The following is a 24,812-nucleotide window of genomic DNA, read 5'->3' as shown; positions in this document are numbered from 1 at the left end:
AGCTTCGAAATAATGTCTGACAATATTTGTGTATTTTAGGCTCTTTGGCAAGTGACAAATTCATCGCAGAGCGAGGGGGTCACGCTTTCGGCCGGCGCCAGTCATGCGGGGTTGCGCCAAAGAAAGCTTTGAAGGCCTGGCAGAAAGAGGGGATGGAAGCGTACCCGGCATGTTCGGCCGCGTCGGCGATGGAGACATGGGAACCGCGCAACAGCGTTGCGGCGCGATGCAATCGGAGTTGCTTGATGTAAGCGCCCGGGGAGCGTCCTGTTTCCTGCGTGAAGCGTTTCGAAAACACTGATCGCGAAAGGCCGACCCGCTGCGCAAGCAGGGAACTCGTCCAGTCGAAAGACGCCGAGTGGTGAATCAGCAAAAGCGCGCGCGCAATCTTTCCAGAGGCGGCGTGATCTTCCAGGGCGGACGCAATGTGCGGTGCCGAAAATACGGCGGACAATAACTCCGTTAGCAGCAGATTGAAGAGGCCGTTGACCACGAGTCCGGATTGGGGTCTTGGAGAAATCCCTTCTTTTACAACCATTTTATTGATTTCGGCGATATGCGCCCCAGGGGCGATTTCATCCTGGCGCAAGACGAGCGCCTCGGGAAGAAACCGCGCGACCGTTGCCTTCGCCGCGTCATCCCAGACGGAGCCGCCGGCAATGAACTGGATGGGCGCGCCCTTGCCGCCATGTTCGAAGACATAGTTTCCCGGCTTGCGCCGGAGCAGTTCCATCAACGGTTCCGTGAGAGTGACATCGCGACCCGAGGCAAGACGATGCCGGTCACCATGGGGCAGAAACACCACATCGCCTGAATCTAGCATTTGCGAGAGCCCGCCCCCTTCAAACCAGACGGGCCCGTGAATGACGCTGTAGATGATGGCGTAATCGATATCCGGCGCTTCAACGCCCCAAGGAGCGCCCGCATTGACGATCCCGAAGGACGTCGCCCGAAACCGCGCCATGGTTAGAAGCCGTTCGATCTCCATCCGTCAGGGATACATTTGGATAATGAAATGAGCAAATCCAATATGTCCGCTGGCCGGTTTTCTGTCTCAGATTGTCTGACAGGAGGAACGAACTTTATGACAATAACACTGGAACGGGCACAATCGGCGCTCACGCGCGCCCTGTCGGCGGCGACCAGCCAGAATGTGCCGGTGGCCGCCGTCGTCGTAGACGCCGCCGGACGCATGGTGGCGGCGGCGCGCATGGACGGCGTCGGCTACATGAATATCAGCGTGGCGTTTCGGAAAGCCGGAACGTCGGCGAATTTCGGATATCCCACCCAGGCAATGGCGGATCTGGCCTCGAAGGAACCGCTGATACTTGCGGCATTCACCGGCGATTCCGAGGTCATGGCGCTGGCGGGCGGCGTTCCCATCAAAGACGGCGATCAGACCATCGGCGCTATCGGCGTCGCCGGCGGACACTACGCGCAAGATCACGCCATCGCAGCGTTTGCCGTGGGTAAAGAAAGTGAAAAAGGAGGCGCGGCGTCATGAGCCAGGAACAAATCAGCAAGGACGATTTTACGCGCGGCAAACCGATGCCGAGACAGGGCGAAGCCGGCGGCTACGATCAGAACTGGTATCCGATCGCGCTTTCAAAAGATGTTCGTGAAGGCGAGGTGTTCGGCACCGAGTTTCTAAACGGACGCGTCATCGCCATTCGCGACGCCAACGGCAAGGCCCAGGTGCTTAGCGCCTATTGCCGTCATCTTGGCGCGGACCTTTCCGACGCGGATGTCGTCAATGGAAAAGTCGTCTGTCCGTTCCATAAATGGGGATATGACTCAACAGGCCAATGCGTTGAAACCATGACCGGCGACAAGCCGCCGGAACAGGCGAAGCTGTTCAGGTTTCCGACGGAAGAGAGCTGGGGCGTGATCTGGGCCTTCAATGGCCTTGAACCATTCTATGAAGTTCCAACGCCCGCGATGAAGGAAGACGACGCGGCTTTTGAGGTCGAGTTCAACCACATGACGAATGTGGATCATTTCATCCCTTATTCGAACTCATCGGATATCCAGCATCTTCGTGCGGTCCACAAGATCGAGCTCGAGGTCGATCCCAAAAATGTCGAGCGCTGGCCCGGGCGCATGCGCTATACGCAGGAAATGACCATGCCGGGCATGCCGCCGATGACGCAAACCGTGAATATTTTCGGGACCAACTGCCTCGTCTTCGAGGGGAACATGATGGGCCGGCATGTCTACAATATGTCTGCAGGCAAGCCGCTTCCAGGCAACCGCACATTGCACACAATGATGTCGGCGACGGCGAAAAGCACGGGCGCGCCGGGCGAGGATGAAATGGTGCAAGCCATCATCCAGCAAGGTCTCGCCTTCGGTCGTCAGCTCTTTGAAGAAGACGACATGGTGATGCGCAGCATAAGGTTTCGTCAGGACATTCTGACGGAAACGGACCGAATGTTGATGACCTTCCTGCGTTATGTGCGCGAATTCCCGCGCACAGATATTGCGCGCGACATGATATCGTAACGGTTGCAGGCCGGTTGCGCTCGGTTGGCGCGCCGGCCTGATGCATGTAGATTGCTGATTTCACATGTCCACTGAACCCAAAGACCAAACCGATGCCGGCCTCTCGCCGGCATCGGCTCGTACGCGGCTTTCCCGTCGAGCGGTCCTCGCCGCAAGCGTCGGCGCAGCAGGCGCTTGCGCAGGAAGGGCGGCTGCGGACACGCCGCCCAATATCGTTTTTATTATGGCGGACGATCTCGGCTATGCGGACCTCTCCTGCTACGGACGCCGCGAATATGAAACGCCCCATATCGACTCTCTTGCTCGCGACGGGATGCGTCACTTGCAGGCCTATGCGAACTCTGCGGTCTGTTCCGCCACCCGAACCGCACTGATCACCGGGCGTTATCAATATCGGCTCCCGGTCGGGCTGGAAGAGCCGATCGCATTGCGCGATGTGGGCCTGCCTCCGTCGCATCCGACGCTGCCTTCGCTCTTGCGCGACCGCGGCTATCAGACGGCGCTGGTGGGCAAGTGGCATCTGGGCTCACTCCCGAACTATGGCCCGCTCAAAAGCGGCTACGATCATTTCTGGGGCTATCGCAGCGGCGCCATAGACTATTTCACTCATCAAGGCGTCATGGCGCCCGATCTCTGGGATGGCGAAACGCAAATCGAGCAGGACGGATATCTGACCGATCTTCTCGGGCAGCGCGCAACGGAAATGATTTCGAGCTTGGCGAAGTCTGACCGACCGTTTTTTCTGAGCCTCCACTTCAGCGCGCCGCACTGGCCCTGGACCGGCCCCGATGATGAGGCGGAGTCCCGCCGCCTCGCCGAAACGGGAAATCCGGCGGCGCTGCTCCATTGGGACGGCGGCGATCTCGAGACCTATGGCGCAATTGTAAAGCGAATGGACTTCCAGGTTGGGCGCGTTCTCAAGGCGCTGAGCGAGGCGCGATTGGAAGACAACACCATCGTCGTTTTCACAAGCGACAATGGCGGTGAACGGTTTTCCGACACCTGGCCATTCTCAGGAAAAAAGACGCATCTGCTCGAAGGCGGCATTCGGGTCCCCTCCATTGTGAGATGGCCGGAAAAACTGAAAGCGGGCGCCGTAAGCAACGACATGGTCATCTCGATGGACTGGGCGCCGACGCTTCTGCAGGCTTGCGGCGCGCAAATGCATCCCGATTTTCCGGCCGATGGCGTTGATATCTTCCAACGGGCGGGCGAGCCTGACCTCCAGGAACGGACGCTCTTCTGGCGCTACAAAAATCTAAGCCAGGAAGCGTGCCGGTCGGGACGCTGGAAGTATCTTAAAATTCTCGACAACACATTCTTGTTCGATGTGGTCGCGGACCCGCTTGAGCGTGCGAATCTAAAAGAGCGCCATCCTGATATATTCGCTGAGCTCCAGCGCAAATACCGTGCATGGAACGCGACAATGCTGCCCATCGACGCGCTTTCTTATTCCCACGGTTTTGTCGGAAGCGAAATGGCCGACCATTTCGGCCTTGAGCGAAATCCTGACGACATGCCGAGACCGGCCGTCAAGCCCGAATGACAGGGACAGACCTGCCGAGTAAGGAGTAGTCCATGAAGAATGCGGAAGCGAAGGGCGGGATCGCGCCACTGGATGTTCCCATAATCGACATCGACCCATTTGCGACGGAATTTCTTCTTGATCCCTATCCCAATCATGATGCGTTGCGCGACCCGGGACCGGTCGTGTGGCTTTCGCAATATGAAATCTATGCGATGGCGCGATTTGAGGAAGTCAGATCGGCGCTCCTCGATCACGAAACATTCCTCTCCGGCAGGGGAGTCGGTCTATCGGATTTCGCCAAGCAAGAGCCTTGGCGCCCGCCATCCTTGCTGCTGGAGGCCGATCCGCCGCTGCACGAGCGAACGCGGGCCATCATGCAATCCGTCGTCTCGCCTGCGTCACTGAAAAGACTCGAACCGGTCTGGAAATTGCGAGCGGAAAGCCTCGCCGACGATCTCGTCACGCGCGGCCGCTTCGACGCGGTTGCTGACTTATCCGAAGTTTATCCGATGTTGGTGTTTCCCGATGCGGTTGGCCTCATGGAGGACGGGCGCGAACATCTGCTGGTCTATGCGGCAACCGTCTTCAACGCATTCGGGCCGCAAAACGACTTGCTGGCGGAGAGCCTCGTCGCCGCGCGCGATGCCGCGGTGTGGGTCGCACGGGCTTGCAAACGAGAAAACTTGTGCAAGTCAGGCTGGGGAATGGGGGTTTACGAAGCTGCGGACAGCGGGGCGTGCACACCAGAAGAGGCCGAACGCCTAGTCCGGTCGCTCCTGTCCGCCGGGGTCGATACGACCGTCAATGGCATAGCAACGACCATACATGCGCTGACCCAGTTTCCAGATCAATGGAAGAAATTGCGAGACAACCCGCGCCTCGTACGCAGGGCGGTTGAAGAGAGCTTGAGGTGGGATTCGACTGTGCAGACGTTTTTCCGGACAACATCGCGTGACGTCAGGATCGGCGGCGTGGTTATTCCGGAACATTCAAAGGTTTTGCTGTTTCTGGGCGCCGCCAACCGGGATCCCCGGAAATGGGACCGACCTGATGCGTTCGACATCGCCCGATCCACAAGCGGGCATGTCGGTTTTGGCGCCGGAATCCATCAATGTTTGGGGCAAATGATTGCGCGACTGGAAAGCCAGCTCATTTTGACGGCCCTGATGGAGCGATGCGGATCAATAAAAATTGCGGGCCCGGTCAGAAGGAGGGCCAACAACACATTGCACGCCGTAGAGTCGCTTCCAGTTGTGGTTTCTCCATCCTCTTGACGGCGCCAACGGCCGGGCGATTCTGATCCTCTGACCCGTTCATGGGAGTGCACGGCCGCAATCCGACGTCAATATCGTTTGATTATGAGCTAACAAAGCTAGCGCACTTTGTTTTCGCATCGTTTAACGCAACGAAGTGAATGCGGTAATTATGAAGACTTCTACGTTCACACCGCAGGGGGCACTGGTTCAATCCCAGTCGCGCCCACCATCATTTGCCTCGCGGCGAATTGCTTCGCAATCGCCTCCGGCGGGGCGGCCTGACCGGCCGGGCTGCGGTCGCGGCCTTTAGATGATGGGTTCAAACTTTCGTCGCTCGCGCCCACCATTTTTTGTTGTGGTTTTCCATTGGCTTGCTGATTTTGGCGGAGTGCGTAGCCTTTTGCGAGTCAGCCTCCGTTGCCAGATATTGCCAAGCTAAAGCGCCCTGCTGTTTTGAGCGGCAAGGTGATCGCCGCGGCGCGCTTCGCCTCGTCGGAGATGTGGACGTAGAACTGCCGCGTAACGCGCGATGCGCGCGCATGGCCCATCAGGCCCTGCAGGACGCTTTTGCTGGTCCCGCGCTCGGCCTGCCAGGTCGCATGCGGCTTTCGCTAGGTCTTTACAGGCCACCCCTACGCTTGATGCGCCGTCTTGACGGCGCTCGCATAGCTCCTCTTGAAGGATCCGACCGGCGCATCCGGCCTCTAGCCTGCAAAGAGATAAGATCTATTTTTGGGAAGTGCACGGAACATTTCAAGGAGATCGTAATCCAGCGGTATTTGTCGAAGATTCAAAGCGGGCGTTGGAGCTGGAGCATTAGCTGCGTTCTAGGGCCTGAACATGACTTCTTCGAGTTGTTTAGTTATGGGTTTGGCGGTGAGCTAACGCCCGGCCCTTTGGGCTCCAAAAAACATCTGAAAAGGGGGCAAGGTGTTTTCCGGGCTTTCTAAAGAAACGTCGCGTTGCCTTATCAAATGATGTTGATTTATCAACATACCTTGGGGTAGGCTCCCCGACTGACAATAAGATCCTTTTGCGACCCAGGCGAGGAAATCGATGACCGGTTCATTCGGGCGGGAATACAATTCCGCGAGGGCCTATAAGCACATTGAAGCGGCGCCCCATTGCGCGGCCATGGGAGCGGAGATCAAGGGCGTTGATGTCGCCGACCTTTCGGACAGCGCCTTTAAAGAGGTCGAAGACGCCTTGTTCCGTCACAAGATGATTTACCTGCGCAATCAGCATATCGATGCGCATGCGCTCGAAGCGTTCAGCGCGCGTTTCGGCGAGTTCGCAGACGACGCCTATACGGACGGAATCGACGGGAGCCGGAACGTGCAGCCGATCATCAAAGAGGCGGACACGAAAACCGGATGGGTTTTCGGCTCCGGCTGGCACACGGATTCGCCCTTTCTTAAACGACCGCCAGCGATCAGCATTCTTTACGGAGTCGACGTGCCGCCCTATGGCGGGGACACCGTCTGGGCGAACTCGGCGCTGGCTTACCGTCTCCTCAGCCCGGCCATGAAGAACCTGCTCCAGGGGCTCAAGGTTCACATGTCTATCCGCGACGTGCTGGCGAACGCGCAAAGCAAGGGCAAGGCCGGCGACGACCCGATCGGCAAGCTGGTGAAACTGCGCGGTGCGGCGGAACTACCGGAAGACATGAAAGAAAAAATTCAGGGCGCGTTCCACCCGCTGGTCAGGACGCACCCGGTTTCGGGCGAACAATGTCTCTATGTAGACGGATCATACGCCATCAGTTTTGAAGGATTCGAGGAAGAGGAAGCCGCGCCGATCATCAAATATCTGGTGGAGCACATTACCCAGCCGGCATTCATCTGTCGCCTGCGCTGGGAAAAAAACACGCTCGTTCTCTGGGACAACCGTCTTTGCATTCACCAGGCGCTGAACGACTATGACGGGTTCAGGCGGGAGATGTACCGGACGACGATCGCCGGGGAAGCGCCGAGATAATCACAAATCTTCGCGAAGGCGCATCAGCCGCCACAGCGTTTCATGCATGGGCGCATTGACGCCGTGCGCGCGCGCTTGCCTGACGATGGCGCCGTTGATGTCGTCGACCTCGGTGCGCCGTCCGGCCCTCAGATCCTGCAGCATGGAGGCAATGTGGTTGCGGTGCTGGGTCATGGACATTTTCGTCATGGCGTGAACGCGCGCGGCATCGATTGGGCAACCGCTCGCCGCCGCCACCGCCACGCCCTCCTCAACGAGCGCGGCCGCGAGCGCGACACCGTCTTGGCGATCGCCGAGCGGGCCGGGCGTCGTATCCAGAAGCGCGCATGTCGCGTTCATGGTCGCGTTGAAAATGACCTTCGTCCAGATCGCCTCACGGATGGCGGGGTCGGCTTTGGCGTCGATGCCGGCTCTTGCGAGCGCCGATGAAATTTCTTCAACAACCGGCGCGGGGTCCGCGGTCAGCGGATAAAACTGGACGCCGCCGGCGCCGTGCGATGAGACGACGCCGGGAGACACAAGATCAGCAGGAACGGTTGTGACGCCTTCCAGAATGCGGTCCCGTGCGACGAAGGCGGCGATTTTCTCGGCATTGCCCAGGCCGTTCTGCAAGGTCAGCACATAGGTTTTATCGCCGATGACATGCCTCATGCTCGCGATGGCGTCGCTCGTGTGGAGCGACTTCGTGAAGACGATGATCAGATCGGCCAGTTCTTTCGCATCTGCGGCATTGCTGGCGGGCAGGCGATAGTTATTTTCCCCGTTCTCGCCGATCAGCTTGAGGCCCGCTTCATTAATAGCGGCGATTTGCTTCGCATTTACGTCAACTAAGTGAATGCGCCACCCGGCAGCGGAAAGCTTCGCGCCGAAGACGCATCCCATGGCGCCCGCGCCGAGAATATAAACGAACATAGAAGGACCTGTATCATGTTGCCGGTATGCGAATTTCGTCGTCATGTGGCAGTGCGGCTCCCCGGTTTGCTGCATGTGCAAATAACGACTTGGGGCGGGTTATCCAATGGGCGCTTCACTTTCTGAGAGAGGCGCGCTAGATGTTGAATAATCAACACAGAGAGAATTGCGTGTCAAATCAATCCAGTGACGAAAGCGTGCTGTCGCCTTCCTATCAGAGACTGTTCGTCTTTTTGATGTTCATCGTCTGCTTGTTTGATTTTGCGGATCGGGCAGTGTTCGCCGTGCTCGCTCAAACGATCAAGACGGAGTTGTTGCTTACGGACTTGCAGCTTGGGCTGTTGCAAGGGCTCGCCTTCGCGTTTCTTTATTCGCTGCTCGGGCTTCCGCTTGCGCGGCTGGCCGAACGCAAATCGCGAAAGATCATCATCGCCGCCTGCACGGCGCTATGGTCGGCCGCCACGCTCTTCTGCGGCTTCGTCTCTTCATTCTGGGGGCTCGCCCTCGGACGCATTGGCGTCGGCGTGGGGGAGGCGGGGTTTCTGCCTGCGGTGAACTCCATGGTGGGCGACCAGTATGGCCGCAATCGCCGTGCGTCGATCATGGGGCTCATCATGCTCGGCACACCGGCCGGCATTCTCACCGGATCGCTTGTCGGGGGCTTCTTCGCCGGAAGCAACTGGCGCCATGCGTTTTATCTTCTCGGCGTCGGCGGACTGGTCGCCGCTGCGCTGGTGATGGTCTTCATCCGGGAGCCGAGCCGGGGGCTCGCCGACGGCGCGCGTCCCAGCCTGTCGCCGCCGCCCGATTTCGCTGCCTTCCTGAAAGCGGTCCGGTCGAAATCCTCGCTGATGCTGATTATCGCCGGGGGCGCGACGGCCGGGTTCGGGATGACGTCGATTTCGCAGTTTCTCGCAGTGTTCCTTGCGCGCACTTACGAGATGCCCGTGCGCGAGGCGGCGGTTTATTATGGGTTCATTTCCGCCACGTTTCTGTCCATCGGTCTGATGGTCGGCTCGTTCGGCACGGACTGGCTTTCGAAGCGCGATGAACGCTGGCCTGCATGGGGGGCCGCCATCGGGCTCACCCTTGCGCCCTTTTTCTATTTTGCGGCGTTCAACGTCCATAACATTGTCGCGGCGACGGTGCTGTTGGTGATCGCCGGCTCGATGCTGCTGATTTTTTATGCGCCGACATCGGGCATGATCCAGAACCTCCTTCATCCGCGGATGCGCGCGACGGGCGCTGCAACCTTTGCGATGCTGTACACGATGATAGGCTCCGGGCTCGGCCCCACCTTCATCGGAGGGGTGAGCGACCTGATGGCGATCAGCGCATTCGACGGCGACTTCCATGCGTCCTGTCCCGGCGGCGTCGCGATCGCCGGCGCCGGTCAGGCGGCGATGTCCGCCTGCGCGGAGGCGAGCGCGCTGGGCATCCAGCGGGCGCTAAACGTGGCGGTCTGCATCTTCTTTCTTGCGGCGCTTTTGTACTTTCTGGCGGCCAGGAAGCTCCGCGACGATTTTTACGAAGAGGCGCAGGCCAAAACCGAATCTGGCGCGGCCTGAGCCGCGCCGTTTTTCGCAAGCCGTAACCGCTTCAGCCATGAGACCGGAAAACGCGATGACCAAGGCAGAAATAGGCTCGAGAGAATGGTTTGAAGTTTATCTCGACGCCTTCAACAACAACGATTTTGACGGGTTCAGCGCCTTTTATGCGCCGGACGTGGAGTTTTACGGTCAGGCCGCGAACCTCAAAGGGCCGGCGCAGGTCATCGAATTCTACACCATGGTGATGGACCGGATAGACGAGCATATCGCTTTGAAGACGTTTGTCGGATCGAAAACCAACATCGCCATCGAGCTGGTCACGACTTTGAAGTTCAAAAAGGACTGGCCTGATTTTGCGCCTGGGCCGATGAAAGCGGGCGATCATCGGGAAGCTATCAATTTCGTATTCTACGACTTGAATGAGAAGGGCCTGTTCACCCGCATTCGTTCCGCCCGCTACGCCGTCATCCGGGAACGCTGAGATGAGCGAGGAAGCGCGTTTCGCGGAATACATAGACACTTTCAACAACAGGGATTACGAGAAACTCGTCACCTTCTATTCGCCCGAAATAAGGCTGGTGAACGGAACCGGCCGCGAACTCGCCGGCCGCGACGCGATTGTCGATTTCTACAAAAAAGTGAACGCCGTCGCCTCACGCAAGATCGCAATCTGTTCAAGCCTCTGCAATGGCGAAACGCTCGCAGCCGAGTTGAAGTCGACATTCACCGCCATGGCGGATGCGCCCGATTTTCCCTCCGGACCGATGGCGAAGGGGGATCGGCTCTACATCAATTCATTCGTGTTTTATGAGATCGCCGGCAGGGTCTACATCAAGATACGCGCGGCGATTTTCGAGCGGCGCTGGATGCGCGCCGCCGATCAAGAACAATAGCGCTGCGCGTATTCAGCGTCCGATAAAATCGAGAAGGCGCGGTCCGAGCGCGTCATCGGGACCACCGATCTGCAAGACGGCGGTGATGTGATTGTGTCCTTTGCAGATGATGAAATTGCAATCCCCGCCATGGTTTTCCGCCCATGTCGCTCGCGCCCAGCCGGCCTGACGTTGAAAATCCGCCGGGTCGTGCTCGGCCATGGTGAAGAGGCAGGGAATTGAGACAATGGCGAACCCTTCGAGCGATGAGCGGGAAGGGAAAGCCGTTTCATCTTCCCCGTAATAGGCGGCCTGAAAAGGGTTTCGGTCGGCGCGCGCGACGTCATAGAGGCCGGACAGCAGGATGGCGCCGGCAAGCCGGTTTGCCGCCCGGGCGCGCCAGTTGTCATGGGCGACATAGGCGGCGGCGTGTGCTGCCCCCGCCGATTGTCCCATGAGATAAATGCGATCCGGCTCGCCGCCATATTCCGCGACATGGCCGTGCAGCCAGTCGATCGCCGCCGCAACGTCTTCAGCGCCGGCGGGCCAGGAATGATCCGGCGCAAGCCGGTATGTGATGGTGACCCCGATCATGCCGTTCGCCGCCGCCCATGCGCCGATATTGTTGTAGAATGGCGCGCCGGGCGCGCCTTTGTCGCCGCCGATAAAACCGCCGCCATGCACGAAAACGAGGACCCGGCGCTTTTCGCCGCCGCCTTCGGGCAGGAAGATATCGAGGCGCTGACGCTCATGCGGGCCGTAAGCGCAGTCGCGAATCACTCGCTCTTCGTCGGGGGAGGGCGCCGTGGGCGCAAACAGCGCGATGGATTTCTGGACAAGCGCCGGAGTAAATTCAAACCCGATCTCTGCAATTCTGTCGATGATCGTCGTCATATCCGATCCACACGCCGTCGGCCGCAGCCGGCGGGCCTTTATGAGTTTGAGGCGGGTTTTGTTTTATTCGGTCCCTTGGCGGGCGGGCGCGCGCCTTTCCAGGGGATTTCATCGGCGCTTGTCCAGGCGTTGACGTAGAGACTGTAAAACAGCCAGCGCCCGTCACGTTTCACCAGCTTGTCCTCTCTGGTGCCGACGCCGAACACAAAATTGTTTTTGTATTCGGGGTTGTACTGAAGAATCTGGAAGAAACAGCGCACAGCGGCGCCGTCTTCTGTTGGGGTCATGATGTGATGATTGAAGACATGCTGACGCCCGAACCACCAGTGAAAACGTTCGCCCCAAAGTTCATGCATGTTTTTCAGGATCGCTTCATGGCCCTGGACGCGCCCCTGCCACAAATGGTCGAACCAGGCGTCTTCGGCGAAAGCGGACAAGAGCATTTCCTCGTCGGCGAGATCTAGCCCCCAGGCGTAACGCGCATAGAGCTCTATGATATCCGCGCGGTCCTGCGCGGGCATTGTCGCCGGAACGCCGTCGGGCCAGCAGGTCGAATTCATGCGGTCCTCTTCATTGTGTGATGGCCGGTTTCCAGCGTTTCGGCTGGAACCCATGTGCCGTGAAAGGTGGAACGCACCCGCACCGGCAGCCGCAACAGGGCGACCGGGCCGGCCTCGATATCCGTTGCGTCGACAATCGCAAGGTCTGAGTGATTGTCATCGAGCCGGTTGACGATGACCAGCAGCCATCCATCTCCCTCCGGCGCGTCGGGCGAGCGGGGAACGAATTGCGGTTCATGGATCGACGAGCGGGGGCCGGGCGACCAGGTCTTCATCTCGCCGGTCGTCATGTCGACTTTGCCTAACGCGCTCGTTCCATCCTGGCCGCGATAAGCGATCACAAATCCGTTCTTTACGGGATAACCCTGATACCGGTCGTCCGTGCGCGGCATTTCGCAGGGAACCGGCATGATGCGCCTGCGAGAGAACTCATTGTTTTCCTCCGTCATGTCGAAGGTGAGGCGCGTGAGCATTGGCGGGCAGAATTCGGTCGTCTCTCCTTTATCGGTCTTGAGGAAGGTGAAACAATTGCCGTCGTAAAGACAGAGGTCGAGGCAGACGCGGCCGTCTTCCTCGAACGCGTTCATCATGTGTCCCGCGGTCCATGCGGGACCCTTAAACCACTTCACATCTTTGGCGGCGCCATTGCGCGGGACAACCGCCACATGCATCTGTTCGCCGGGATAATAGGCGTAATAGTCGCCGCCCTGTTTGATTCGCTCAAGATCGGCAATCAGCGGGAAAATCGGAAAGATCGCGTAATTTGGCGTAATCGCGAAATCATGAACCATGCCGGGGAAGGGCATGTCGAACCAGATCTCGCTGTCGAGCGTCCCGTCGCTGTTGAACTCATAATAGACGATGTCCTTCGTCGCATCGCCTTTCGCCTGATAGGCGTAGGTCAGCAACTTGTCTTCGACTGTGTCGACTTTCGGATGCGCGCTCATGCACACGGACTTTACGGCGCCGCGATGGTCGTATTTTCCGATGGTCTCCAGTGTGTCGGGATCGATCTCATAGGGAAGATCGTCCTCTTTCAGGGCAAGGAGTTTTCCCGCATGGAAGATCGCGTTGGTGTTGCCGGTGCCCATACTGACGCCAGCGACCGAGTCATCATTCGTGTGCCGATTTCTGTAGCGTCCAAAAAGCGCTTTTCCCGCTTTTTCCTGGGCCTCGAAACGGGCGGTGCGCACCCAGCGGCTGCGGTATGAAACGGCGCCGTCCTCGAATTCGAAACGATGGATCATACCCTCGCCGTCGATGAAAATATCGTCGTCGCGGCCGCTCGGATATTGCCAGTCCGGACCGGCGCGAAACCAGCAGCCCTTTATGCCATCCGGAACCTTGCCCGAAACCAGCTCAAGGCCGGCGATATTGCTTTCCAGGCGCAGGGGACGCCCCCAGCCTTGAAACAACGGATTTGTCTTGGAGAAGACGATGCTCATGATGATTCTTTTTTGCGCGTGAGAGATTTTTTCGCCCGCAGCGGCAGCGCGGCGCATGAAGCGTTTCCCTGCGCCTTGATGTTGATTGTTCAACACAATGGCATCGCTGTCAACGCGCGCAACGCCTGGGCGCGCAACGCCTTGGCGCGCAAAACCAGGGCGCGTATCGCGGCGCCGCAGCATCAGGACTTATTTGTTGATGAGTTGCGTCAGGCTTTCGGGCGTATCGTCGATGCGGTTCGCGCGCTTTGCGATGCGCAGGAGAAAATCGTCGAGCTGCGCCAGCTCCTTCTTGCTAAGGTCTTCGGTCAGGTAGCCGAAAAATCCAATGCGATGTTTTTGTACGTCGACATAGGTCTTCGTGCCTTTGGCCGTTAGCGAAAGCAGCTGGCTTTTCTTGTTGCGCGGATTGGGGGAGCGCTTCAGGAGGCCGCGGTCCACCAAGCGCGTTACGCACCGGCTGACTTCCGCGCGGTCCAGCATCGCTGCGGAGCAAATTTCGCTGGCGCTCTTCTTTCCCATGACGCCGAGATGCGCAATCACGCGCCATTCGGCCAGCGTCAGATCGGCGAGCGTTTTCACCTGTGTGGTCGTCAGGCGGTCCAGCATCTTTCCGAGAAACAGGATCCGGTAGGGAATATGAGTCTGGCCGAAAAGGCGCCAGACCGCGAGTTCCTCATTCTGCTCATTGTTGCGGCGCGTCATCGTTAACTTTTCATGGCTTCAAAGCCGTGTGTTGCTCCGGGGGCTCAATCAACATCGATTTCGCGCGAAAAACCATAGAAAAGAGTTGTCTCCCCTTGTCAGACTCAAGTTGTTGATATATCAACACTCCGCAAAACAAAACAAAAGAACAACAGTTTGCGCTTAGGGAGGATCTCATGAAGCCTAGAAAATCTAGCTGCGCCAATATCTTGGCTATGACCGCGAGTCCGGCGGTTGTTGCGGCGTCCTTGTTTTTTTCCGCCGCATACGCACAGACCGATGACGCGACCGCGGCAAGCGACGACACGATCGTTGTGACCGGCACGCGCCTTTCGCGCAGCGGTTTTTCGGCGCCGACGCCGACCACTGTCATCGACGGCGATTTGCTCCAGAAAGCGGCTGAGAGCAACGTCGCGGATGCGCTGAACGACCTCCCGGCGTTTCGCGCGCAGGGAACGCCTGCGGCGACCGGTGTTTTTCTTGGCGAAGTTGGCGCGCAGACTCTTGACCTTCGTGGTCTCGGCGGTTCGCGCACGCTGGTGTTGATCGACGGGCGTCGCGTTGTGGCGAGCACGGCGCGCGGCAGTCTCGGCAAGACGGCGGGCGGCGTCGATTTCAACACCATTCCGTCATCGCTTGTCAGCCGGGTCGAAGTGGTGACCGGCGGCGCTTCGGCGGCTTACGGCTCCGACGCGGTCGCCGGCGTTGTGAACGTCCTTCTGCGCAGCGACCTCAACGGGTTCGACGGCAAAGTCCAATACGGGATGAGCGACAATAACGACGCCGAGGAGCTTCTCGTCTCGGCCGCTTATGGCGCTGATTTCGCCGACGGCCGCGGGCATTTTCTGATCGGCGGCGAATATGTCGACAATGACGGCGTCGGCGATTGCTATGAGCGCGACTGGTGCCGCGAAGGCTACGGGCCGGTCTCGAATCCGATACCGCAGATCAACGGTCTTGCGCGGCAGTTGATCCTGCCGAATGTGCGCCCCTCGGTGGCGAGCTGGGGCGGCCTCATCGCTGCCGGTCCGCTGGCCGGAACCGAAATCGCGTCGGACGGCTCCATCTTCCCGCACGATTACGGCGAATATTATGGCGCGCCGATTTTCCAGTCCGGCGGCAGCGCCGATCCGCAACACGCTTTCTATCAGTTCTTCCCGCTTTATGCGCCGGTCGAGCGGTATTCGCTTATGGGGCGCGCTGAATATCAGGTGACGGAAGCGGTCAATCTTTTTGCGGAAGCGTCCTACGCTGATGTGAGCGCATACTCGACCTCGGCGCAGGGGCGATTGTTCTTCGGCACGGCGCCGACGATTTACCGCGATAACCCCTATCTTTCACCCGAACTCGCGGCCGCCATGGACGGCGCAGGCGTGACGTCGTTCGGTCTCGGGCGCATCACTAATGATTTCGGCCCTTCCTTCGGAACGGTGGACAGAAACACCTTCCGGGCGGTGACGGGCTTTGAGGCTTCGCTGGGCGGAAGCTGGTCGCTGGACGGGTACTATCAATTCGGCAGAACGAAATACCACCAGATCGGTTACAACACGCTGATCACCTCTAACTTCGCACGCGCCGTCGATGCGGTGGACGAGGGCGAGTTCCTTGGCGGAATGCCCAACGGCAACATCGTCTGCCGTTCGACGCTAACCGATCCAACCAACCCGCTCGTCGAAGGCTGTTTGCCGCTGAACATTCTCGGCGAGTACAACTTCGATCCGGCGAACACCGGTTATTCTTTCGGCACCGCCGATCAGCGCAACGAGCTGTCGCAGCATGTCGCCGCGCTCACCGTCGCCGGCGATCTGTTCGAACTCTGGGCGGGGCCGGTCTCGGTCGCGACAGGCGTCGAATATCGCGTTGAAGACGTGACCGGCGAGGCCGATCCGATTTCCACGGAGCTGCGTTTTTACACCAACAACGCCGGTCCGATTTCAGGTCCGGCCGTCAAGGTGAAGGAAGGCTTCTTCGAGGCTGGCGTGCCGCTTGCAGCGTCCGACAGCGCGATCGGCCAGCTCGATCTCAACGGCGCTGTACGCCTGACTGATTATTCGACGAGCGGAACCGTAACGAGCTGGAAGGTCGGCGGCGTGTGGGAGCCTGCCGACTTCCTGACGCTGCGTGTCACGCGGTCGAAGGATATCCGGGCGCCGAATTTCTTCGAGCTCTATAATCCAACGGGCGCCAGCTTCAACTTCCTGACGGATCCTGAGAATGGCGGCGTCTCCTCGCTGACTCAGATCTTCAGCGGCGGCAACGCGGATCTTAATCCGGAGATTGCAAAAACCTTCACGGCGGGCGCCGTGCTGAGCATTGGCGACGTGCGCTTGTCGGCGGATTACTTCGACATTGACGTCGATGGCGCGATCGCCAGCGTCGGCGCACAGGTCATTGTCGACAGATGTTTCGGCGGCGCGCTCGATTTCTGCGATCTGATCACGCGCACGCCCGGCGGCGCGCTCCAATCGGTTCGCTCGGTCGGCCTCAACCTGAACAGCATCAAAACGCGCGGCATCGATTTCGAGCTCGGATATTCGGCGCCTGTGTTCAGCGGCGAGCTCGCGCTCAACGCCTACGGCACCTATCTGTTCGACCTCATCACTGTCGATTCGAACGGCGAAGTCGACTATGCCGGCCAGGTCGGCTATCCGGTTTCGCAGCAATCGGGCCTGCCTGAATTCCAGGCGACCACGAACTTGCGCTGGTCGAACGACGTCTTCGGCGTCGGCGCCAAAGTGCGGTACATCGCGTCCGGCCTTTATGACGTGACGAAAATCGGGCCCGACCAGGACGGTTATGACCCGACGCTTCCCAACAGCATCAACGACAATTCGGTGCCGGCGTTCGCCTATCTCGATCTGAACGCCTATTACGACTTGTCTGTCGGCGGCGATTCGACGATCAGACTTTACGGCGCCATCGACAATGTGCTGGACAAGGATCCGCCGAACAAGCTTCCCTCCAGCTTCGGCGTCACGAACCCCGCCCTTTACGACATTCTCGGGCGTGTGGTTAAAGTCGGCGTCAGAGTTACGTTTTAGCGCCAATAGAAAACCCTGAGACCAATCCCTGGCGAAAAAAGGAAGTCATGAGCCATCCAAACGTCCCGTCAGATCAATTCTTTCCGAAATTCGAGTACGCCTTTACGATCTCGATTGATCTTGCGGGACTGCAATGGGTGACGCCGACATCGATGGGCGCCACACGGGCGGCGATCTATGCGGCGCGCGGCGAGATCAGCGGACCGAGGCTCAATGGGAAAGTGATTCCAATGTCGGGCGGGGATTTCCCGTTGCAGCGTCCGAACGGCGTCATCGACTTCGACGCGCGCTATATGCTCGAAGCCGATGACGGCGCCGTCATCTACATGCAAAATCGCGGCTACCGCTGGGCCGCGTCGGACGATGTGGCGGCGCGCATGTCGCGCAATGAGGATGTCGATCCTTCCGACTACTATATGCGCGTCACGCCGCGTTTCGAAGCGCCCGAAGGCCCGCATGAGTGGCTCTCAAAACATGTCTTTGTCGGCGTTGCGGAGAAGATTCCGAACGCCAACCGCATTCATTACTTCGTGATGCTGTAAACATGTCCAAGCAAGCCTCTCCGAAATGGGTGACGCGGCCTGGCGTCGATCCGTCGACGGCGCCGCACAAACCGCCGCTGCCGCCCGCCGACTACCGTTGCTTTGAGGAACACGGGCTTCTTACCGAGCGTAATGCGGTCATCCGGCTGAGCGACGGCGTTCATATCTATGCTGATATTCACCGGCCGAGCCGCGTTGCAACGGATTTGCCGGTGCTTCTCGCATGGGGGCCTTACGGCAAGCACGGACGCTCCAATCAGGTTTTCTGGCCTGCATCGGGCGTCAACCCGGAATGGCTCTCGCCGCTGACGCCGTTCGAGGCGCCGGACCCTGTCTTCTGGTGTTCGCGCGGTTATGCTGTCGCTTCCGTAGATCCCCGCGGCGCCTGGCTGAGCGAAGGCGTTTTTCATCACAATGGAGATCAGGAAAGCCGGGATTGCGCCGAGACGGTCGAGTGGCTGGCGAGTCAGCCATGGTCGAACGGAAAAGTCGGCATGACCGGCGTCTCCTATCTTGCCGCGATCCAATATTACGTTGCGGCTCTGCAGCCGAAAGCGCTCGCCGCGATCAATCCCTGGGAGGCTTTTTCGGACTGGTATCGCGAGTTCGCCTATCATGGCGGCATTCCCGAAACCGGGTTTCTTCCGCGTGCGTCGGATAATATCCAGTACTCGACGGGACGAACGGAAGACACTTGGGCGAACGCCCAGGCGCATCCATTGATGGATGAATTCTGGCAGTCGAAAGACATTGAGCTAGAAAACATCGTCGCGCCCGCTTTTGTGGTGGCGAGCTGGTCTGACCACGGACTGCATTCGCGCGGCACCCTCGAAGCCTACAAACGGATCGGCTCTTCGGAGAAATGGCTCGAGGTCCATGGCCGCAAGAAATGGGCGCATTATTATGCGCCGGAAAACCGGCAGAAACGCCAGGCGTTCTTCGATCATTTCCTGAAAGAGAAAAGCACGCTTGTCCCCGCCTGGCCCAAGGTGCGCCTCGAGATCCGCAACAGCGCCTATGAATATGAAGAGCGCGTCGAAGATGAATGGCCGCTTGCCCGCACATCCTACCGCAAGCTTTGGCTCGACGCTGCCGAGCAGGGGCTGCGGACGGACCGGCCCGGCGCGTCTTCATTCGCCTATGATGCGACGGGGGGCAGGGCGGTGTTCGACATGGTTTTCGATGAGAAGACTGAGATCACCGGCCACGCCAAGCTTAAATTGTGGGTTGAGGCCGAGGGCGCGGAGGATATGGATATTTTCGTCGCCCTGCAAAAGCTCGACGCAGACAAGCAGCATGTCGGCTACATGTTCTACGCGTTCTACGACACGGGGCCTGCGGCGCTCGGCTGGCTGCGCGCAAGCCACAGGGCGCTCGATGAGAAGCTTTCGACGCCCGAGCAGCCCGTGCATAAACATGATCGCGAAGAACCGCTTGTTCCCGGCGAGCCGACGCCCGTCGAAATCGAGATCTGGCCGTCCTCCACTGTCTTCATGCCTGGCGAGACCTTGCGCGTCGTCGTTCAGGGCAGCGACATCTACAAGGACAGCCTGCCGAACCTTCCCTTTGCGCGGCATGAGAATTTGAGAAATAGTGGCAAGCATGTGATCCATGCCGGCGGCGACTATGACTCACATCTTCTCGCGCCCATTATTCCCGAAAGGCTGAACCGATGAGCGCCGGCGCCGCAGACGTCAAGCTGGAACATGCCTTCGACATCACTGTTTATTTTGGCGCAGACAGGATGATCTTTCCGCCGTCGCCCGGCGGCGCGGCCCAGGGCTATACGCCGCCGATTGGCGGCACAATTTCCGGTCCGCTCCTGAAGGGCTCTGTCATGCCGAATTCCGGCGCCGATTACGCCACGGTAAGACCCGACGGCGTCATCGAACTCAATGCGCATTATCTTTTGAAAGCGGATGACGGGACGCCGATTTATATCATGAACAAGGGATATCTTGTACCGGCCAAGCGGCCGGAGGCCGGAACCGGGCCGCAGGAGCAGCCTCAGCCTTCTTATTTCCGCATCACGCCTTATTTCCGCACGCCGGAAGGGCCCCATGACTGGCTCATGCGAACCTGCATTGTGGGCGGCGGCGAGCGCTTGTCCGAACCCGACCGGACGCACTTCCGGTACTATAAGGTGGTTTGACGCCGGTTTGCATACGGCGCGGGAAAAGCGGTATTGCCGCTATGCGGCGACCCGCCGGTCGGGCGGTTCCATAAGAGGAGTCTCAAAAAGTCATGACGACGGTCCGCGAATGCGTTCACGCTTTCATGCGCGAGAGAGGGCTGACGACGGTCTTCGGTAATCCCGGCTCGACGGAACTCCCGTATTTCAAAAACTGGCCCGACGACTTCGACTATGTCCTCGGGCTTCAGGAATCAGCCGCCCTTTCCATGGCCGACGGTTATGCGCAGGTTGCGAACAAGCCGGCCATTGTGAACCTCCATTCTGCGGCCGGTCTCGGTCACGCTCTCGGGTCGCTGGTGACGGCGTACAAGAACAACACGCCGCTGATTATTGTCGCCGGCCAGCAGGCGCGGGCGATTTTGCCGTATGAACCGTTTCTTGGCGCGGCCGATCCGACATTGCATGTGCGGCCTTATGTAAAGTGGGCGTGCGAACCCGCCCGCGCCGCAGACGTTCCGCGAGCCTTTGCGCGCGCTTTCGCGATCGCAACGTCTGCGCCATCCGGGCCGGTTTTTCTGTCGGTTCCGGTCGACGACTGGGACGAGCGCGCCGATCCCGTGGCGGCGCTGTTCACCTCGGGCGCGCCTGCGCCGGCGGCGGACGCGGTGGCGCGGGCGGCGGCGTCGATCGCAACGGCGCGGAACCCCGTCATCGTCGCGGGCCCGGAGGTGGATCGCGCGGGCGGCCTTGAACCGCTTGTCGCCCTGGCGGAGAAACTCGCATGCCCGGTTTGGACAAGCCCCATGGCGAGCCGCATTTGCTTTCCCGAAACGCACAATCAGTTCGCGGGTTTTCTTCCGGCCCGGGAAGACAAGGTCGCCGAGCTGTTGTCCGGGCACGATCTTGTGCTGATTTTTGGCGCTGCAGCCTTTCAGTATCATTTTGATGCGCCGGCGCCGGGCCGCGTGAACTGGAACATCATTCAGTTTACGGAGGATGCGAATACGGCGTCCTACACGCCGGGCGGCGAGGCGGTCCTCGGCAATGTGCGCGAGGCGCTGCTCGCGCTTGGCGACATGACGCAGGCGCGCCCGTCGAGCAAAGAACCCCTGCGCGAAACCCCGCCATTGCAGACCGACGAAGACGCGCCGCTGACCGTAGACGCCGCGATAGACCTGATCGAACAGCTTCGCCCCCGCGATGCGAGAGTCTTTGAGGAGGCGCCGAGCGCCCGTCCGGTCATTCAGCAACGCCTGCGCCTGGAGGAGCCGTCGTCCTTCTTCGCAACCGCGTCGGGCGGTCTGGGATTTGCGCTTTCGGCGGCGGTCGGGGGCGCGCTTGCGGACCCTTCGCGCAAAGTCATCGCGCTCGTCGGCGACGGTTCGTCTCTTTACACGATCCAGGCGTTGTGGACGGCGGCGCAGCGCAATCTCGATGTCGGCGTCATCATTTTGAACAATCAAAGCTACGAAGCGCTGAAGCATATTTCCGCGATGATGCAGAGCCCGGCCGTCGGCGCCGATTTGCCCGGCGTCGATTTCAAGGCGCTGTCGCAAGGGTTCGGTCTTGCCGCGGCCTCGGCCGGCACGATTGAGGCGGCTCGCACGCAGCTTGAAAAGATGTTCGCTCAACGGGGTCCGTTCCTGCTGGAGCTGCAGATCCTCCCTTAATGCCGGCGGACGCGGTCCTGCAGAACGGAACGCAACAGCGCCGCTGGCCGGCGCCAAGAAGGGACGAATCATGCGCAGTTTTTCGACGATACGGCGGTGGGTGCGCCCTGTGCTGCATGTCGTGCTTTGCGCCGGCGGTCTGGCGCTAGCCGCATCCTGCCAGCAGGAAGGGGGCGCGCCCGCCGATCCGGGGGAAACGCCGGCGGTTGTCGTCGAGCCGGACGGAACCGTGCATGTTCCCGCGATGACAGTGCCGGTGTCGGAGTTTCTCAGCCCAGAAGGGCAAACTCATCTCGCGGATCATCTCTACGCGAACCGGCAAGCGGAATCGGTGAAACTCGTCGACGGCGTTCCGGCCTATCTGCGCGGTTACATGGACCGGCAGAGCGAGCTCTATCCGGTTGTGAAGACGGATACGGAGATCGCCGGCATTCACGTCTTTGACTATGCGCCCGAAGAAGGTGTGTCGGCCGAAAATAAAAGACGTGTCCTGATCAATCTGCATGGCGGCGCCTTCCTGACCTGCTGGCCGGCCTGTGCGGAGCTCGAATCCGTTCCGATCGCAGCGCTTGGCGGAATCCGCGTTGTCTCCGTCGATTACAGACAAGGGCCGGATCACCGTTTCCCCGCCGCGAGCGAGGACGTGGCGGCGGTTTACGGGGAGCTCCTCAAAACCTATCCGCCGGAAAATATCGGCATTTACGGATGCTCGGCGGGCGGCATGCTGACCGGCATGGCGGTCGCGTGGTTTCAGAAACACGATTTGCCGGCGCCCGGCGCGATCGGTATTTACTGCGCCGGGTCTGCGCCGCCAGTGATGGGGTTCGGAGGCGACGCCAATTATACGACCGCCGCGATCGGTGAAGCCCGCGCTCCGTTTCCCGCGCCGGAGAAGGCGGCGACCGACGGGCCGGTCTATTCACCGATGCTCTATCTCTCCGAAGTCGACGCCCGCGATCCGCTGGTCGCGCCGACAACGTCGGATGAGGTGCTATCGAAGTTCCCCCCGACGCAGATCATTACGGCGACGCGCGGGTTTGAACTCAGCTCCGCCGTTTATACGCATTCGCGTCTGGTGAAACTTGGCGTCGAGACGGAGCTGCATGTCTGGGAAGGCCTGTTTCACGGCTTCTTTTATAATCCCGATCCGCCTGAATCGCGCGATGCTTACAACGTAATGGTAAAATTTTTTGACGAGCATCTCGGAAAATAAAAATGCGTACGGATTTAGAAACGTCAAAGGTCCGCAGCGGGCGCGAACAAGCTGCGACTGGATGATCTATAATCTCTTGGTTGTGGCGTATGAGTTCACGTTGCACCTGTCCTATCCGCGGATATTGGCGCCTTCGGTAGGCGCCATCCTGAAAAATAGGGGAGCTTGTCGCGTAAATTAGGCGCCCCCTCCCATGTCCAGCCACCCGCATGCGCCTAGCCTTGCCGCCTGTCTGGTTTTGTATGGGGAGGGGCCCAATGTCCCACAAGTTGCGTTTTCTTGAACTTTTCGCCGCGCTTTGCGCGATCGTCGTATCGCTAGGCGTTTCAGGCGTGATCGACAGGGCCACAGCAGCTCCGCTGAACATCGGCGCCTCGGCTTCCATGGATGCTTATTTTCTGATTAATGATGGCGTCATTCGCGACGACATCGCCGTTTCCGTTGGCGTGACCACAGCGCTCTCCGGTTCAGCGCTCAGTACGGTTGAGGATGCGGCCGCCACCAACAGCGACGGCTCTTACGTTCAGGTTGGCAACCCCTTCAACGATCCGCCGACGCCATTCATCGCCACAGAATTTAATGAGACCACACAGCCGGATGGCGATGAGGCGCGCGGCTTTTACTATGTCGAACAGAACTTAACGCTCGATGACAGTAGCAGAACAGTATTTCTGGATCGAACGCTAGCGGGTACGGCGGCGCTTGACTTCACGGATATTGCGATCTCAGCAAGCGCGTCGAGCGATTTTGAAATTGGCAGAGACCTGGTGTTGACGAATACGAGCGATGCGACGGCTTATGCTTTCGAGATCGCTACCGGCTTTGACATGAGCCTTGCCGCATCGGCGGACGATTTGGGGTCTCAGTCTATCGCTGAAGCCGTGTTCAGCCTTTCTTTCATCACAAGCGGGTATGTGGCGCTCGACTACCTTGGATCATCCGGCAACTCTCCGACTATTGACGATTCTGATCCTGGCGTTTCCGTCGCGAACAATTGCGTTGTGGGCGACAGCGACAACAATGTGCTGCTTGATGGCGTCAATTGCCAGGCCAGCGTCTCTGCCACAGGGACCGGGGCGCCGACAGACGCCTCGTTTGAGACTATCAGGCAATTTTTCTTCGGGGTGATTATGGCGCCCGGATCGTCCCTGCGACTGAGTTTTTTCCAGTCACAGAATTCGGCGACGAGTTACATCGATCCGTCAGTTTCGGAAGTTCCGCTACCCGCGTCGGCGCTGTTGTTTCTTGGCGGCCTTGGTTTCTTCTCCCGCATTCACCGCAATCAGAAGCCGGCGGGCGAACGCGTTGCGCTCAACCCATGACTAGTTCATTCCGATAGGCAGGGATTTATGACATCGCATAGCATCTTTTCCAAAGCGTTCTCCATAGCCGTCGCCGTCAGTCTTGTGACCTCGCAGGCCAGTGCGGAGATACATCGCGGCTGTTCGGGATGGATTGAGTCATACTCTGTCGCATGGGTGAACAAAAAGGGCGATCATGTAAAATGGGGCAATGGATCGCCGCCGCCCGGGGAATTGGTTGCCGCGATTGAAGGCCGCGGGTTTTGCAGAGGAAAATCGCAGGCCGATGAATGCCGGAAAGACGCCAAAAACGCTGTCGTGGCGTGCGGCCGCTGGATCTGGGAGCATCGCTGGAGCGCGACCATGGCGGAGCGCATCGGAGGATGCGTCACGGCTTTCAGCGGATCGCGCGCGCAGGGAAAAATCGATGACTGGGCGCGCTCAGACCAGCCAGACGTCAATCTTTATGGCGACATCAAGCGCACCGTCGAATATAACTCGTGCTGCGTGCAACGGCCTCATGCGCAAGATGTATGGAGCACCGTCAGTCTTAGAGTCAGTTCGACAAACTCAGAGGTATGGAATCCGCAAGCGAGCTGCGCGTATAGTACGGACTTTTCCGAGGATTACCATTCCGACTGCACGGCGCTGCGCGCAGAAGGGCTTTGCGGCGCCGCGAATATTCCGCCAAGACGGACCAACGGATAATT

Annotated in this window: 22 protein-coding genes; 16 read left to right on the top strand and 6 right to left on the bottom strand. The window is 59.3% G+C overall.

From position 1 onward, the window contains the following. Positions 1-79 precede the first annotated feature (79 nt). Positions 80-964 carry an AraC family transcriptional regulator gene (locus tag ACQY5P_RS09570; protein ID WP_428410520.1) on the bottom strand — a complete coding sequence of 295 codons (885 nt, stop codon included), beginning with the start codon at positions 962-964 and terminating at the stop codon, positions 80-82. Positions 965-1,084: 120 nt separating this feature from the next. Here ACQY5P_RS09570 and ACQY5P_RS09565 point away from each other — a divergent pair, with 120 nt between their 5' ends. The 5 genes from ACQY5P_RS09565 to ACQY5P_RS09545 all read left to right on the top strand — a co-directional run bounded on the left by ACQY5P_RS09565 (position 1,085) and on the right by ACQY5P_RS09545 (position 7,263). After that, a complete protein-coding gene (locus ACQY5P_RS09565) occupies positions 1,085-1,504 on the top strand; it encodes a GlcG/HbpS family heme-binding protein (protein ID WP_428410519.1) in 420 nt (139 codons plus the stop codon). Then, complete coding sequence (locus tag ACQY5P_RS09560; RefSeq protein ID WP_428410518.1) at positions 1,501-2,502, top strand: Rieske 2Fe-2S domain-containing protein; 1,002 nt, start codon at positions 1,501-1,503, stop codon at positions 2,500-2,502. Before ACQY5P_RS09565 ends, ACQY5P_RS09560 begins: the two co-directional genes overlap by 4 nt. A gap of 64 nt (positions 2,503-2,566) precedes the next feature. After that, positions 2,567-4,048 carry a sulfatase family protein gene (locus ACQY5P_RS09555; protein WP_428410517.1) on the top strand — a complete coding sequence of 494 codons (1,482 nt, stop codon included), beginning with the start codon at positions 2,567-2,569 and terminating at the stop codon, positions 4,046-4,048. A 32-nt stretch (positions 4,049-4,080) separates the two neighbouring features. Then, a complete protein-coding gene (locus tag ACQY5P_RS09550; RefSeq protein WP_428410516.1) occupies positions 4,081-5,304 on the top strand; it encodes a cytochrome P450 in 1,224 nt (407 codons plus the stop codon). Between the two features lie 1,038 nt (positions 5,305-6,342). Further along, positions 6,343-7,263 carry a TauD/TfdA dioxygenase family protein gene (locus ACQY5P_RS09545; RefSeq protein WP_428410515.1) on the top strand — a complete coding sequence of 307 codons (921 nt, stop codon included), beginning with the start codon at positions 6,343-6,345 and terminating at the stop codon, positions 7,261-7,263. Here ACQY5P_RS09545 and ACQY5P_RS09540 read toward each other — a convergent pair whose 3' ends face one another. Continuing rightward, positions 7,264-8,220: a ketopantoate reductase family protein gene (locus ACQY5P_RS09540; RefSeq protein ID WP_428410514.1), complete on the bottom strand. Its 957-nt coding sequence runs from the start codon at positions 8,218-8,220 to the stop codon at positions 7,264-7,266. A gap of 125 nt (positions 8,221-8,345) precedes the next feature. Between ACQY5P_RS09540 and ACQY5P_RS09535 the strand changes: the two genes are divergently transcribed. Genes ACQY5P_RS09535 through ACQY5P_RS09525 form a run of 3 tightly spaced genes read left to right on the top strand, consistent with a single transcriptional unit; the run spans position 8,346 to position 10,618 of the window. Then, complete coding sequence (locus tag ACQY5P_RS09535) at positions 8,346-9,743, top strand: spinster family MFS transporter (RefSeq protein WP_428410513.1); 1,398 nt, start codon at positions 8,346-8,348, stop codon at positions 9,741-9,743. A 55-nt stretch (positions 9,744-9,798) separates the two neighbouring features. Beyond that, positions 9,799-10,206, top strand: coding sequence for a nuclear transport factor 2 family protein (locus tag ACQY5P_RS09530; RefSeq protein ID WP_428410512.1), 408 nt, complete (start codon positions 9,799-9,801; stop codon positions 10,204-10,206). Position 10,207: 1 nt separating this feature from the next. Next, complete coding sequence (locus ACQY5P_RS09525; protein WP_428410511.1) at positions 10,208-10,618, top strand: nuclear transport factor 2 family protein; 411 nt, start codon at positions 10,208-10,210, stop codon at positions 10,616-10,618. 12 nt (positions 10,619-10,630) lie between these two features. On the opposite strand, the gene ACQY5P_RS09520 is transcribed toward ACQY5P_RS09525, so the two are convergent. From ACQY5P_RS09520 to ACQY5P_RS09505, 4 genes are all read right to left on the bottom strand, one after another. Then, a complete protein-coding gene (locus tag ACQY5P_RS09520; protein WP_428410510.1) occupies positions 10,631-11,491 on the bottom strand; it encodes an alpha/beta hydrolase in 861 nt (286 codons plus the stop codon). Positions 11,492-11,529: 38 nt separating this feature from the next. Then, on the bottom strand, positions 11,530-12,051 hold the full coding sequence (locus tag ACQY5P_RS09515; protein WP_428410509.1) for a nuclear transport factor 2 family protein: 522 nt from the start codon (positions 12,049-12,051) through the stop codon (positions 11,530-11,532). Further along, entirely contained in the window at positions 12,048-13,496 is a 1,449-nt protein-coding gene (locus ACQY5P_RS09510) for a carotenoid oxygenase family protein (protein ID WP_428410508.1), read from the bottom strand. Before ACQY5P_RS09510 ends, ACQY5P_RS09515 begins: the two co-directional genes overlap by 4 nt. 189 nt (positions 13,497-13,685) lie before the next feature. After that, the gene (locus tag ACQY5P_RS09505; protein ID WP_428410507.1) at positions 13,686-14,201 is read right to left on the bottom strand and encodes a MarR family winged helix-turn-helix transcriptional regulator; all 516 of its coding nucleotides are present in this window, start codon (positions 14,199-14,201) and stop codon (positions 13,686-13,688) included. Positions 14,202-14,377: 176 nt separating this feature from the next. Between ACQY5P_RS09505 and ACQY5P_RS09500 the strand changes: the two genes are divergently transcribed. From ACQY5P_RS09500 to ACQY5P_RS09465, 8 genes are all read left to right on the top strand, one after another. Next, positions 14,378-17,242: a TonB-dependent receptor plug domain-containing protein gene (locus tag ACQY5P_RS09500; RefSeq protein ID WP_428410506.1), complete on the top strand. Its 2,865-nt coding sequence runs from the start codon at positions 14,378-14,380 to the stop codon at positions 17,240-17,242. A 47-nt stretch (positions 17,243-17,289) separates the two neighbouring features. Beyond that, a complete protein-coding gene (locus ACQY5P_RS09495; RefSeq protein WP_428410505.1) occupies positions 17,290-17,784 on the top strand; it encodes a DUF3237 family protein in 495 nt (164 codons plus the stop codon). 2 nt (positions 17,785-17,786) lie between these two features. Further along, the gene (locus ACQY5P_RS09490; protein WP_428410504.1) at positions 17,787-19,460 is read left to right on the top strand and encodes a CocE/NonD family hydrolase; all 1,674 of its coding nucleotides are present in this window, start codon (positions 17,787-17,789) and stop codon (positions 19,458-19,460) included. Beyond that, positions 19,457-19,936, top strand: coding sequence for a DUF3237 domain-containing protein (locus ACQY5P_RS09485; RefSeq protein WP_428410503.1), 480 nt, complete (start codon positions 19,457-19,459; stop codon positions 19,934-19,936). Before ACQY5P_RS09490 ends, ACQY5P_RS09485 begins: the two co-directional genes overlap by 4 nt. Before the next feature lie 92 nt (positions 19,937-20,028). Continuing rightward, on the top strand, positions 20,029-21,588 hold the full coding sequence (gene mdlC, locus ACQY5P_RS09480) for a benzoylformate decarboxylase (protein WP_428410502.1): 1,560 nt from the start codon (positions 20,029-20,031) through the stop codon (positions 21,586-21,588). Positions 21,589-21,658: 70 nt separating this feature from the next. After that, positions 21,659-22,801 (top strand): alpha/beta hydrolase fold domain-containing protein, encoded by a 1,143-nt coding sequence (locus ACQY5P_RS09475; protein WP_428410501.1) that lies wholly within the window; start codon positions 21,659-21,661, stop codon positions 22,799-22,801. Positions 22,802-23,058: 257 nt separating this feature from the next. Further along, entirely contained in the window at positions 23,059-24,123 is a 1,065-nt protein-coding gene (locus tag ACQY5P_RS09470) for a hypothetical protein (RefSeq protein WP_428410500.1), read from the top strand. Between the two features lie 27 nt (positions 24,124-24,150). Next, positions 24,151-24,810: a hypothetical protein gene (locus ACQY5P_RS09465; RefSeq protein WP_428410499.1), complete on the top strand. Its 660-nt coding sequence runs from the start codon at positions 24,151-24,153 to the stop codon at positions 24,808-24,810. Positions 24,811-24,812 lie beyond the last annotated feature (2 nt).

Origin of the sequence: Hyphococcus sp. (assembly GCF_965267305.1) — a bacterium.
In the GTDB taxonomy this organism is placed as follows: domain Bacteria; phylum Pseudomonadota; class Alphaproteobacteria; order Caulobacterales; family Parvularculaceae; genus Hyphococcus.
The sequence above is the reverse complement of the archived record's forward strand: the minus strand, read 5'-3'. Positions and strand labels throughout refer to the sequence as shown.

Bases quoted from the DNA above. Each gene is read 5' to 3' on its own strand.
- ACQY5P_RS09570 (WP_428410520.1), bottom strand. From the start codon at position 964: ATGGCGCGGTTTCGGGCGACGTCCTTCGGGATCGTCAATGCGGGCGCT.
- ACQY5P_RS09565 (WP_428410519.1), top strand. From the start codon at position 1,085: ATGACAATAACACTGGAACGGGCACAATCGGCGCTCACGCGCGCCCTG.
- ACQY5P_RS09560 (WP_428410518.1), top strand. From the start codon at position 1,501: ATGAGCCAGGAACAAATCAGCAAGGACGATTTTACGCGCGGCAAACCG.
- ACQY5P_RS09555 (WP_428410517.1), top strand. From the start codon at position 2,567: ATGTCCACTGAACCCAAAGACCAAACCGATGCCGGCCTCTCGCCGGCA.
- ACQY5P_RS09550 (WP_428410516.1), top strand. From the start codon at position 4,081: ATGAAGAATGCGGAAGCGAAGGGCGGGATCGCGCCACTGGATGTTCCC.
- ACQY5P_RS09545 (WP_428410515.1), top strand. From the start codon at position 6,343: ATGACCGGTTCATTCGGGCGGGAATACAATTCCGCGAGGGCCTATAAG.
- ACQY5P_RS09540 (WP_428410514.1), bottom strand. From the start codon at position 8,220: ATGACGACGAAATTCGCATACCGGCAACATGATACAGGTCCTTCTATG.
- ACQY5P_RS09530 (WP_428410512.1), top strand. From the start codon at position 9,799: ATGACCAAGGCAGAAATAGGCTCGAGAGAATGGTTTGAAGTTTATCTC.
- ACQY5P_RS09525 (WP_428410511.1), top strand. From the start codon at position 10,208: ATGAGCGAGGAAGCGCGTTTCGCGGAATACATAGACACTTTCAACAAC.
- ACQY5P_RS09520 (WP_428410510.1), bottom strand. From the start codon at position 11,491: ATGACGACGATCATCGACAGAATTGCAGAGATCGGGTTTGAATTTACT.
- ACQY5P_RS09515 (WP_428410509.1), bottom strand. From the start codon at position 12,051: ATGAATTCGACCTGCTGGCCCGACGGCGTTCCGGCGACAATGCCCGCG.
- ACQY5P_RS09510 (WP_428410508.1), bottom strand. From the start codon at position 13,496: ATGAGCATCGTCTTCTCCAAGACAAATCCGTTGTTTCAAGGCTGGGGG.
- ACQY5P_RS09505 (WP_428410507.1), bottom strand. From the start codon at position 14,201: ATGACGCGCCGCAACAATGAGCAGAATGAGGAACTCGCGGTCTGGCGC.
- ACQY5P_RS09500 (WP_428410506.1), top strand. From the start codon at position 14,378: ATGAAGCCTAGAAAATCTAGCTGCGCCAATATCTTGGCTATGACCGCG.
- ACQY5P_RS09495 (WP_428410505.1), top strand. From the start codon at position 17,290: ATGAGCCATCCAAACGTCCCGTCAGATCAATTCTTTCCGAAATTCGAG.
- ACQY5P_RS09490 (WP_428410504.1), top strand. From the start codon at position 17,787: ATGTCCAAGCAAGCCTCTCCGAAATGGGTGACGCGGCCTGGCGTCGAT.
- ACQY5P_RS09485 (WP_428410503.1), top strand. From the start codon at position 19,457: ATGAGCGCCGGCGCCGCAGACGTCAAGCTGGAACATGCCTTCGACATC.
- mdlC (WP_428410502.1), top strand. From the start codon at position 20,029: ATGACGACGGTCCGCGAATGCGTTCACGCTTTCATGCGCGAGAGAGGG.
- ACQY5P_RS09475 (WP_428410501.1), top strand. From the start codon at position 21,659: ATGCGCAGTTTTTCGACGATACGGCGGTGGGTGCGCCCTGTGCTGCAT.
- ACQY5P_RS09470 (WP_428410500.1), top strand. From the start codon at position 23,059: ATGTCCCACAAGTTGCGTTTTCTTGAACTTTTCGCCGCGCTTTGCGCG.
- ACQY5P_RS09465 (WP_428410499.1), top strand. From the start codon at position 24,151: ATGACATCGCATAGCATCTTTTCCAAAGCGTTCTCCATAGCCGTCGCC.